The following is an 11,379-nucleotide window of genomic DNA, read 5'->3' as shown; positions in this document are numbered from 1 at the left end:
ACCCAAGTCTGCCCCATGCACAGCCGTGGTGACCGGTAAATCTGTCAGCCGGACTCCCCGGTGTTCGCCCTTGGGGGAGTCGGCTCAAATGGTTGGCACTCAGGTTGTTTGAGTGCCAGGCCGCGCCTAGACTAACTGACGATGGGAGAGGTCTAAGAGGGCCTCTTCGATCAGTTTGAGGTCCTGACCCCCGCGACGGCAGGGCCCCGGGGCGTGAGCCCGACTGAGAACGTACGTAACGACAGTGAGAAAGGGAGTGCGACGATGTCGATCTCCATTCAGCCGCTAGAAGATCGTGTGGTCATTAAGACCGGAGACGCGGAGAAGACGACTTCTTCAGGACTTGTCATTCCAGACAGCGCAACCGAGAAGCCCCAGCAGGGTGAGGTTGTCGCCGCTGGACCGGGTCGCATTGATGATTCGGGCAACCGTGTCGCCATGGACATCGCGGTGGGCGATACCGTGATCTACAGCCGCTATGGGGGCAACGAAGTCACAGTTGCGGGTGAGAACTACCTGATTCTTTCCGCCCGTGATGTTCTGGCCAAGCTGGTCTAACAGGGCAAAAGGAAAGGTCCGACCGAGAGATTCGGTCGGACCTTTCCTGCTTAAGCCTGCTGGGAGCAGCCTTCGGACTAAGAGCTGAGACGGGCCTTTTCGTCAGAGGCTCGGATGATGCGGCGACGTTCCTCTTCGGTCAAGCCCCCCCAGACCCCATAGGCTTCGCGGGAGAGGATCGAGTGGTTGCGACACTCTTCAATCACCTGGCAGGTGGCACAGACCTTCTTGGCCTCAGCCGCAAGACGTCTGCGAGACGGTCCCCGTTCACCCTCGGGGTGGAAGAAAATCTCTGTGTCCATCTCACGACAAGCTCCGCGGTACTGCCATTCCCACTTGTCAATGAGAGGTCCCGGTAGATGTGCAATCTCAGCCATTTAACGCCAACTTCCCTAGTCAACTATTCGTCGACAGGCACTTTCCGTGCGTCCTCGAACGTTCAGTAACGGTTGAAAGCATATTGAATAACGGCGCTGAATTACAAGGAGGTTGTCGTATCTGGCATGAAATTGGCGCTGAGGGCGTATTTTTTGCCCAAAGAAGGTGTGAACAGCCAGTATATGACTCCGCTCCTGCTGCATAACGCAGTGCGAAAACCCTTCAAAAACTGCCGGACAGGCCGGATCTAATCGAGGCCATGAAGCCTCGATGACACGGACCTTTCAAGACTGTTCACTTGGTCATTCTCCCCGTCCGGGATGGGGGTTTCGGAGGGGACGCAGATAGAATCTGGCCATGGCACGCTACCGCACAGACAAATTTGCTGGAACCGGGTTGACCTACGACGATGTACTGCTTCTTCCGGAGGTGACTGCGGTAGTCCCATCGGAAGTTGACACCACCGCGGCTGTAACCCGGAACCTCTCAATTCGAATCCCGCTTCTTTCTGCTGCTATGGACACCGTGACAGAATCACGAATGGCCATCGCCATGGCGAGGCTCGGCGGCCTGGGCATCATCCATCGCAACCTGTCCATTGCGGACCAAGCCGATCAGGTTCGCCTGGTGAAACGTAGCGAATCAGGAATGGTTGCAGATCCGGTAACAGTCACGCCTGGCGCCACCATTGAGATGCTCGATGCCCTATGCGGAAAGTACAAGGTTTCGGGACTGCCCGTAGTCGATGAGAAGCGGCGCCTTCTCGGGATCATCACCAACCGGGACCTACGGTTCATCCCTGACTCTTCGTGGGCCACCCTGACGGTCGGTGAGTGCATGACCCCGATGCCGCTGATTACCGGCCCGGCTAACATCAGCAGGGAGGATGCGAAAGCCCTTCTGCGCCAGCATCGTGTTGAGAAGCTACCGCTGATTGACGAGGACGGCCGCCTTGCCGGTTTGATCACGGTCAAAGACTTCGTGAAGACCGAGCAGTACCCCGCTGCCTCCAAGGACAGCCAGGGACGCCTGTTGGTCGGTGCGGCAGTTGGCTACTGGGGAGACGCCCTAGAACGCGCCGAGGCGCTTGCGGAGTCCGGGGTGGATGTCCTAGTCGTTGATACAGCCAATGGGGCAGCAGAACTCGCCCTCGAGATGATTCGCCGCATTAAGAACGACTCGGGTTTCTCGGGAATCGACGTGATCGGGGGTAACATCGCGACCGAAGAAGGCGCGGCTGCGCTGGTGGATGCCGGCGTCGATGCGGTCAAGGTCGGGGTGGGCCCGGGTTCGATCTGCACCACCCGTGTCGTTGCGGGCATTGGGGTCCCACAGATCACCGCTATCGACATGGCTTCGCGGGCCTGCGCACCTGCCGGAGTCCCGATTATCGCTGACGGGGGTCTGCAGTACTCGGGCGATATTGCGAAGGCGATTGTGGCGGGGGCTTCAACCGTCATGCTTGGCTCTCTACTGGCCGGCTGTGAGGAAGCCCCGGGGGACCTGATTTTCAGTGGCGGCAAACAGTACAAGGTTTACCGCGGCATGGGGTCGATGGCTGCCATGAGTTCAAGAGGAAGGAAGTCCTTCTCAAAGGACCGCTATTTCCAGGCCGAAGTGGCCAGCGACGATGACATTGTGCCCGAGGGAATCGAGGGGCAGGTGCCCTACGCCGGTTCCCTTGCCGCCAACGTAAACCAGCTGGTGGGCGGACTTTCTCAGTCGATGTTCTACACCGGGTGCCCGAATCTGGCGCAGCTGCAGGAGCGTGGGCGACTGATGCAGATCACCTCGGCAGGTCTGAAGGAATCGCATCCCCATGACATTGCCATCACGGCTCAAGCTCCCAACTACAGGACTCAACACACCTTTTAGAACCAGCTGCGGCTAATCGAGGACGTGCGTCCCTGCTTGCGCAGATACTGCTCAAAGTTCTCTGCCCAAGCCGCATGACTTTCCTGCTGAAAGCTATGAACCTCAGAGATCGTGATCTCTTGCAACCGGGTGTACTTGTGAACCATGGCGTTGAGCAGGTTCAGCGTTAGCTCGGCATCAACGTGTGCCTGGTGGGTGTCATCGGGTACGCCCACCCCGTAAACGGCTGCCAGGTCAGAAAGGGTTCGCTTGCCCCGGCGGTACCGGTCGAGTGCCCGGTCGAGGACGAGGGGGTCAACCACGGGCATGATCTCTCCGCCTAGACGCTGCGCCAGGGTTTGCACCCCGTGCCGCCTGGCCTCTGCCTCTAGGAGGGGGAGATCGTAGCCGGCGTTGAAAACGACGATGACCGCCCCGGAGTCCACCTGGCGCGCCAGCTCCTCACAGATCTCATCCACCGCCTCAGCTATCGGAACGCCGTAGCTTTGGGCATGCTGGGTGGTGATGCCATGGATCCGAGAGGCCGCGGGGGGAATCGGGACCCCGGGATCCGCCAGCCAGGTTCGAGACCGAAATGATGAGCGCTGCTGAGGTTCAGATGTCACGACAGCCGCGGTGACGATCCGGTCGGAGCGGGGACTGATACCCGTAGTCTCTGTGTCGAAGCCTGCCCACGGTGCATCGGGCAGGGTCCGGGTTGACCCGCCGGGGGTCAGCAGCATTTCTAGATCTTCCATACCCCCATTGTCGCCCAAGGATCCGACAAGTTCGACAACCGCCCTAGGTCCCCCGATTAAGGATGAGGAAGAACATAGACTGTAGTCCGTGAGCTATGAGGTCGAAATCGGACGGGGTAAGCGGGGCCGCAGGGCGTACAGTCTCGATGACATTGCGCTCATTCCGGCTCGACGTACCCGCGATCCTGAAGATGTTAATGTTTCGTGGCAGCTGGATGCCTTCCACCTGGATATTCCGGTGTTGGCGGCTCCAATGGACTCGGTAATGAGCCCGCAGACCGCGATTGAGATCGGTCGGTTGGGCGGGGTAGGGGTCCTTGATCTTGACGGGCTCTGGACTCGGTATGAGGACCCGTTGCCGCTTCTTCAGGAGATTGCAGAACTCCCAGACGAGCTGATTACAGAGCGGCTGCAGCAGATCTACTCCGCCCCCATCCAGGATGACCTGATCGGCCAGCGATTGGAAGAGATCCGGGCAGCCGGTGTCACGGTTGCGGGACGCCTCTCACCGCAGCGCACCCAGCGCTACTGGCGCACGGCCGTTGAAGCGGGCATCGAACTGTTTGTGATTCGCGGATCAACGGTATCTGCTGAACACGTCTCCAGCCGCGCCGAACCCCTCAACCTGAAACGTTTTATCTATGAACTGGATGTACCGGTAGTTGTCGGTGGGGTTGCCACGTACACGGCCGCCCTCCACTTGATGAGGACGGGTGCCGCAGGTGTGCTGGTTGGATTCGGTGGGGGAGCAGCCCATTCGACGCGTCAGTCCCTGGGGATTCACGCCCCGAACGCAACCGCCATTGCGGATGTTGCGGCAGCTCGTCGCGATTACCTGGATGAGTCCGGGGGTCGCTATGTCCACGTCATCGCAGACGGGGGCATGGGGCGCAGCGGAGACATGATCAAGGCAATCGCGTGCGGAGCCGACGCGGTCATGCTCGGGGCAGCGCTGGCACGCGCAACCGAGGCTCCTGGACGGGGCTGGCACTGGGGTTCAGAGGCAACCCACCCCGAGGTCCCCAGGGGGCACAGGGCCCGGGTTGGAACCGTTGGCTCTTTTGAACAGATCCTCTACGGACCCTCCGTTCGCGACGACGGTTTCCTCAACTTTGTCGGCGCCCTCAAAAGGGCCATGGCCACCACGGGATACGCCGAAGTCAAAGACCTGCAGAGGGTCGAGGTGGTAGTGAGCCCATACCGACCGACCTGAGACCCGGGTTGAACACAGACACCGGCCGCACCACGCGGCCCCCAAACTAGAAGATGAAGTAACTTCAAGGAGAGAAAATAATGGCGGAGTACCGTATCGAGCACGACACCATGGGTGAGGTCAAGGTCCCGAGGGACGCCCTCTACAGCGCTCAGACCCAGCGCGCGGTAGAGAACTTCCCGATTTCAGGAGAGACCCTCAACCCGCACCACATCGCGGCCCTTGGACAGATCAAGCGTGCCGCCGCCCTCGCCAACGCCGAGTTGGGTGTGGTCGATGATGAGGTAGCGAAGGCAATCGTTGAAGCCTCCGACCAGGTCATCGAAGGTAAGCACGACAAAGAGTTCCCCATTGATATTTTCCAGACCGGGTCGGGTACCTCGTCGAACATGAACACCAATGAGGTCGTTGCTAACCTGGCCTCGTCGATCCTTGGTAAGTCGGTCCACCCCAACGACCACATCAACGCTTCACAGTCCTCAAATGATGTCTTCCCCTCATCGATCCACATCGCCGCCTACCAGGCGGTAGTTGAGGTTCTTCTTCCAGGTTTGAAGACCCTGGAAGAGTCCCTTGATCGCAAGGCCATTGAGTTCAAGGATGTCGTCAAGTCGGGACGAACCCACCTCATGGATGCCACTCCGATCATGCTGGGGCAGGAGTTCTCGGGCTTCGCCCAGGCCATGAAGTACGGGGTTCAGCGTGTCGAGTCCACCCTGCCTCGCCTGGCTGAGCTACCACTCGGCGGCACGGCAGTCGGAACGGGAATTAACACCCCGGCTGGCTTCTCGGCCCGGGTCATCGAGCTGATTGCGGAAAACACCGGACTGCCCTTCACCGAGGCTCACAACCACTTTGAGGCCCAGGCCGCCCAGGACTCCCTCGTTGAGCTCTCAGGTGCCCTGCGCACCGTGGCGGTCTCACTGGTGAAGATTGCCAATGACCTGCGCTGGATGGGTTCGGGGCCGCGCACCGGCCTCGGTGAGATCAACCTGCCGGACCTGCAGCCCGGATCATCCATCATGCCCGGCAAGGTGAACCCGGTTCTTCCGGAGGCAACAGTCATGGTTGCCGCCCAGGTGATCGGTAATGATGCAGCCATAGCCTTTGCCGGCTCCCAGGGTAACTTCGACCTGCTGGTCATGCTGCCCGTGATCGCGTCCAACCTCCTGCAGTCGATCAACATTCTGGGCAATGTCACCCGCACCCTCGCGGACCGCTGCGTCGACGGGATTACCGCCAATGTTGAGGCTTGCCGTCGTTACGCGGAATCATCACCCTCAATCGTGACCCCCCTGAACCGACTCATCGGCTATGAGAACGCCGCTAAGATCGCCAAGCACTCGGTCAAGCAGGACATGACTGTCCGAGAGGCTGTAGAGGACCTCGGCTTTGTCGAACGCGGAGAGGTTACACCTGAGCAGCTTGATGTTGCGCTCGACGTGTACTCGATGACCGCCCCTAAGAAGGCCTAGGTTCCCCGGGTTTTGAAGGCAGTGATGCCCCGCTGAAATCAGCGGGGCATCACTGCTATCGCAGAGATTTACCGGGAGACCCTGCTCCCCAGGTAGACCAGCCCCAGAACCAGGACGACACCGACAAGGGCAACAATGATGATGTAGCCGGGAAGCTGCATTGCCGGGTAGGTGGCCATGACCCCGAAGGTGAGTGCTTGAATCAGGGCGACTCCTGCCGCGCCCGTAAAGTAGGCGCGCTTACGCGGCTGCGAGACTCGCGCCACCATGAAAAGGCCGCCAGCGGCGACCGCGAAAACCAGTGCTAGGACAAAAACCAGTACACCCACCGGGCCCCTACTTTCCCTGTTTCTCTGCCTCGAGGGCAGCCACTTCATTCAACCAGGCAGCGGCTACGGCATCCGAGGGCATGCGCCAATCACCGCGCGGCGACAATGAGCCGGCATTCATTACCTTTGGACCATTCGGAAGGGTCGAGCGCTTGTACTGGTTACTGAAGAAGCGTCTGAAGAAAACCCCCAACCACTTCACCAGTTCCGACCTCGAGTACTTCTCACCCCAGGCGGCCTCCTGCAGGAAGAGAATCTTGGCCGGACCGTATCCGGAGCCAAGAACGTAGAAGAGTGTGAAGTCCTGCAGTTCGTAGGGGCCGATAAAGTGCTCGGTAGGTTGGCCATCCCCGTCGACTCCGGGAACCAGTTCGGGGGAGATTTCAGTATCAAGAATGCTCTGCAGGACCCCGGTCGCTACCTCTCCGAACTCATTGCTGGCAATGACGGAACGCAGGATCTCCTGGATCATCGTCTTCGGAAGACCCGCATTGACCCCGTAGTGACTCATCTGGTCACCAACACCGAAGGTACACCAACCAAGTGCAAGTTCTGAGAGGTCTCCGGTGCCGACCACGATGCCGTGGTGCTGACCAGCCAGCCGGAAGAGGTAGTCGGTGCGCAGGCCGGCCTGGACATTTTCAAAGGTCACATCGTAGACCGGTTCACCCGCGGCGAATGGGTGGTGCATGGCCTGCAGCATTGCCGTGGCCGCCGGACGAATGTCCAGTTCAGTAAAGGTCACGCCCAGCTGGGTGGAGAGCAGTTCGGCATTGCTGCGGGTACGCTCTGTGGTTCCAAACCCGGGCATGGTGTAGGCGAGGATATCGGTACGAGGACGACCCAGCCAATCCATGGCACGTGCCGCCACCAGCAGTGCCACGGTGGAGTCGAGTCCTCCGGAGACGCCAATAATGAGCTTCTCGGTACCGATGGAGGTCATGCGGCGAACCAGGGAGCTGGCCTGGATCTCCAGCGCCTCCTCGGCCTGATCGTCGCGCTCTGCCTGACCCAGGAAGGGGAACCGCGCCACGGTGCGGTGCAGTCCGATATCCGAGTGCGGGATATCCAGCAGGATGTTCACGACAGCCGGGGACTCTCCGGCAGCGCTGATTTTGGCATTCCCCGCAAAGGTGTTGCGCGACCTGCGTTTGTGAACCAGCAGATCGAGGTCGATGTCGGCAACTGTGATTTTCCTTCGGGGAGCGAAACTCTTGGACTCGGCCAGGATGGTTCCGTCCTCGGCAATCAGTGTTTCCCCATCCCAGGCCAGGTCGGTGGTGGATTCACCAAAGCCGGCCGCACTGTAGATGTAGGCCGTCACCGAACTCATCGACTGGCCGGCAATCAGTGAGCGGCGCGTATCCCCTCGCCCCGCCGTGAACGGCGAGGCCGACAGGTTGGCGATGATGGTTGCCCCCTGCAGGGCGGCAACGGAAGACGGGGGGACCGGAACCCAGACGTCCTCACAAATCTCGGTGGCAAGGCGGAAGCCGGGAAGGTCATCAGCCCGTACCTGGAATGATCCAAATGGGAAGGCAGTTTCGTCAGCCGGGTTGGCCTCGACTAGACGCCCGACCCAAATGACCGGGTGAACCTCGTCAAGGCTGTCGAGGGTAGAAAAGTAACGCCCCTCGTAAAACTCCGAGTAGTTCGGCAGGTGGAACTTGGGGGTGATGCCGAGGATGCGCCCCCTGTGGACAACCACGGAGCAGTTGAACAGTCGGTCCCCTAGCTGCAGGGGAGCACCGAAAACCAGGATGGGGAAGAGGTCGACGGACGATCTGACGATCTCGTCGACCCCCTCCGTAACCGCCTGCAAAAGCGGTTCACCAAACACGAGGTCATCAATGGAGTAGCCCGTCAGGGATAGCTCGGGGAAGACAGCCACGGCCACGGAGTCCTCATGGCACTCCCGGGCTGCAGCGATAATCTCCCGCGCATTCGCCGCGGGATCAGCGAGGTGAACCGGAAGGGTCACACCTGCGACTCGAGCCATCCCATGCTCGTAAAGACAACCTCGTTTAGCCACGGCTCTAGACCACCGTCATGGCCTGGGTGGCAATGGCAAGTTCCTCATTGGTCGGAACGACCATGACGCGGGCAACCGAACCCTTGCGCGAGATCGTCACTGCGTGGCGGGGACGCTGGTTGTTGGCCTCTTCATCGATGAGGATTCCCAGCGGCTCCAGGCGGGCACAGACCTCACGACGCAGGTCGATGTCGTTCTCGCCAATCCCCGCGGTGAAGGTGATGACATCCAAGCCACCCATCTCTGCGGTGTAGGCACCGATGTACTTGACGATGCGGTTGACGTACACGTCGAGGGCCTCGCGCGCCCGCTTGCGGGCGCTATGGTCACCGGAACGAGCAATGTCGCGCACCTGGCGCATATCGTTATCGCCGGTGAGACCCTTCATCCCGGAGCGGCGGTTCAGCAGCTCATCGACCTCATCAACGCTCATTCCCGCCACTCGCTGCAGGTAGAGGACGACAGCGGGATCAATGTCGCCGGTGCGCGTTCCCATTACCAGGCCCTCGAGTGGGGTCATGCCCATGGAGGTATCAACGGCGCGGTCGCCGATGATGGCCGAGGCAGAAGCGCCATTACCGAGGTGGAGGACGATCTGCTTGAGATCGCGACCTCCGAGGATTTCGGAGACACGGTGGGAGACATAGCGGTGAGAGGTGCCGTGAGCACCGTAACGACGAATCGAGTAGCGTTCGGCGACATCGCGGTCGAGGGCGTAGAGCGCCGATTCGGCGGGGAGATCCTGGAAGAAGGCTGTGTCAAATACGGCGACCTGGGGGATCTCAGGAAGCAGGTCCTGGGCGACCTTGATGCCAACCAGCGCGGACGGGTTGTGCAGTGGTGCCAGGCTCGAGAGCTCGTCAATCAGACGCTCAACGCGGTCATCCACCAGGGCTGGGCCGTTGAAGTAGCGCCCGCCCTGAACGATGCGGTGACCAACGGCAACGATGTTGGCTTCAGCCAGGGGAGGGCCGACCTCTTCGAAGAGATCGAGAACCAGCTTCATGGCTGTGGCGTGATCGGGGAGTGGCTCGTTGATATCGACATCGTGCACCGAGTAGCGGTGGTGGATATGACCGATATCCTCGCCGATTCGCTCGACGAGGCCCTGGGCCAGAGAGTGCCCCGAATCGGGATCAATCAGCTGGTACTTCAGTGACGAGGAACCAGAGTTGATGACTAGAACGGTCTGGGGCATTACTTGCTTCCTTCTGCTTGGGCCTGAACGGCTGTGATTGCGACGGTGTTGATGATGTCTTCAACCTTGGCGCCGCGGGAGAGGTCGTTGATGGGCTTGCGCAGCCCCTGCAGGATCGGTCCGACCGCCACCGCTCCGGCGGTGCGCTGCACGGCCTTGTAGGCGATGTTTCCTGCATTCAGATCCGGGAAGATGAGGACATTGGCACGGCCGGCAACGGAGGACTGGGGGGCCTTCTGCTTCCCGGTGGTGGCATCGATGGCTGCGTCAAACTGCAGGGGGCCTTCGATGGCCAGGTCCGGCGCCTCGGCGCGGGCTAGTTCAGTGGCTTCGGTGACGAGGTCGGGGGATGCCCCGGAACCGGACCCGAGCGTCGAGTAGGAGAGCATTGCCACGCGAGGATCGATTCCGAAAGCCTGCGCTGTCCGGGCTGATGAGATGGCGATCTGTGCCATCTGCTCAGCGGTCGGTGAGATCACCACCGCACAGTCTCCGAAGACCATGGCCTGATCCTCAAGCAGCATGAGGAATGAGGAGGAGACCAGTTTTGTGCCCGGGGCGGTCTTGATGATCTGGAAGGCGGGGCGGATGGTGTCCGCGGTGGTGTGTGTTGCACCGGAGACCATTCCGTCGGCATCCCCCATCTGCACCATCATGGTGGCAAAGTAGGTGGTGTCGGCTACGACCTTGCGGGCGTCCTCAACCGTCATGCCCTTCGCGGCACGCAGACGAGCCAGCTCTTCCGCGTACTTCTCAGCGAGGGTGGGGTCCGAGGTCGGAACCACCCGGGCGGCTGCGATGTCCAGTCCAAGTTCGAGGGCGCGACGGCGAACTGCGTCCTCATCGCCAATGAGAATAATGTCCGCAACCTGCTGCTTCAGAAGTGCGTCGGTGGCGTAGAGAATGCGGTCGTCCTCGGGCTCTGGAAGAACGATGCGCTGTGGCGAGGCGCCCGCGCGCTTCATGAGATCATCCTGGAATGCAAGCGGAGTGAGGGCGGAGATCTGGGCCTCGGCGATCACAGCAAGATCAGGTTCGGTGACGGGGGAGTGCAGCACGGGCACCGACACTCCAGTGACATCGGAGCCGCGGGCACCCGCGAGCACCACTGCCGCGACGGTGGCGTGGTGCTCCTTGGCCCGAGCCGTGAAAGTGTTGATTTCCTGAGCCAAGAGATCCGCGTTCATTCCCGACCCGTCGAGGGCGTAGATTACGGTCAGGTTGGCACTGGCAGCCACATCCAGGTTCCAACCGAGGACGTCGAACGACGGGGCCGGAACTGCTGAGAGCCCCCGGACCACCAGGGCATCATTCTGGGCCGATCGCAGAGAAATCACCGCGGTGGTTACGCTTGCCGACGGGTTCTTGACGATATCGGCCAGATTCTGGCCGGCGGTGGCGTTGAGAACTGCCACATCTCCGCCGAGGGAGCCGCCTTCAAGCGCTGCCTGAAGGTCTTCGAAGACCTGGTCTGCGGTGGCAGTTGCAGAACTACCGACGACGATCAATCGTGACGACACAATTCTTCCTTACTGGCCGAACTGAAAATGGAGCGACCAAAGAGACTTACCTGTAGGTGAGGTA

At 60.6% G+C, this 11,379-nt stretch carries 10 protein-coding genes; 4 read left to right on the top strand and 6 right to left on the bottom strand.

Features of this window, described 5'->3' with window-relative positions; genetic code table 11:
* Positions 1–264 precede the first annotated feature (264 nt).
* Positions 265–558, top strand: coding sequence for a co-chaperone GroES (groES, locus tag CS903_RS00385; RefSeq protein ID WP_099331574.1), 294 nt, complete (start codon positions 265–267; stop codon positions 556–558).
* Positions 559–635: 77 nt separating this feature from the next.
* Here groES and CS903_RS00380 read toward each other — a convergent pair whose 3' ends face one another.
* A complete protein-coding gene (locus CS903_RS00380; RefSeq protein ID WP_099331573.1) occupies positions 636–935 on the bottom strand; it encodes a WhiB family transcriptional regulator in 300 nt (99 codons plus the stop codon).
* 358 nt (positions 936–1,293) lie between these two features.
* Here CS903_RS00380 and guaB point away from each other — a divergent pair, with 358 nt between their 5' ends.
* Complete coding sequence (gene guaB / locus CS903_RS00375; protein WP_099331572.1) at positions 1,294–2,811, top strand: IMP dehydrogenase; 1,518 nt, start codon at positions 1,294–1,296, stop codon at positions 2,809–2,811.
* On the opposite strand, the gene CS903_RS00370 is transcribed toward guaB, so the two are convergent.
* Positions 2,808–3,548, bottom strand: coding sequence for an exonuclease domain-containing protein (locus CS903_RS00370; RefSeq protein ID WP_242491677.1), 741 nt, complete (start codon positions 3,546–3,548; stop codon positions 2,808–2,810). The two genes, guaB and CS903_RS00370, sit on opposite strands and share 4 nt — an antisense overlap.
* An 88-nt stretch (positions 3,549–3,636) precedes the next feature.
* On the opposite strand from CS903_RS00370, the gene CS903_RS00365 reads away from it, so the two are divergent.
* On the top strand, positions 3,637–4,761 hold the full coding sequence (locus tag CS903_RS00365) for a GuaB3 family IMP dehydrogenase-related protein (protein ID WP_099331571.1): 1,125 nt from the start codon (positions 3,637–3,639) through the stop codon (positions 4,759–4,761).
* 80 nt (positions 4,762–4,841) lie between these two features.
* The gene (locus tag CS903_RS00360; RefSeq protein WP_099331570.1) at positions 4,842–6,236 is read left to right on the top strand and encodes a class II fumarate hydratase; all 1,395 of its coding nucleotides are present in this window, start codon (positions 4,842–4,844) and stop codon (positions 6,234–6,236) included.
* Positions 6,237–6,304: 68 nt separating this feature from the next.
* On the opposite strand, the gene CS903_RS00355 is transcribed toward CS903_RS00360, so the two are convergent.
* From CS903_RS00355 to pta, 4 genes are read right to left on the bottom strand one after another with little or no spacing between them, the layout of a single operon-like run.
* Positions 6,305–6,565 (bottom strand): hypothetical protein, encoded by a 261-nt coding sequence (locus CS903_RS00355; RefSeq protein WP_099331569.1) that lies wholly within the window; start codon positions 6,563–6,565, stop codon positions 6,305–6,307.
* A gap of 7 nt (positions 6,566–6,572) precedes the next feature.
* Complete coding sequence (locus CS903_RS00350; RefSeq protein ID WP_277984858.1) at positions 6,573–8,597, bottom strand: NAD(+) synthase; 2,025 nt, start codon at positions 8,595–8,597, stop codon at positions 6,573–6,575.
* 4 nt (positions 8,598–8,601) lie between these two features.
* Complete coding sequence (locus CS903_RS00345; protein ID WP_099331567.1) at positions 8,602–9,795, bottom strand: acetate/propionate family kinase; 1,194 nt, start codon at positions 9,793–9,795, stop codon at positions 8,602–8,604.
* Positions 9,795–11,315 (bottom strand): phosphate acetyltransferase, encoded by a 1,521-nt coding sequence (gene pta, locus CS903_RS00340; RefSeq protein WP_099331566.1) that lies wholly within the window; start codon positions 11,313–11,315, stop codon positions 9,795–9,797. The genes CS903_RS00345 and pta overlap by 1 nt, the downstream gene beginning before the upstream one ends.
* Positions 11,316–11,379 lie beyond the last annotated feature (64 nt).

This window comes from Actinomyces minihominis (genome assembly GCF_900187855.1).
Classification (GTDB): Bacteria; Actinomycetota; Actinomycetes; order Actinomycetales; family Actinomycetaceae; genus Scrofimicrobium; species Scrofimicrobium minihominis.
The sequence above is the reverse complement of the archived record's forward strand: the minus strand, read 5'-3'. Positions and strand labels throughout refer to the sequence as shown.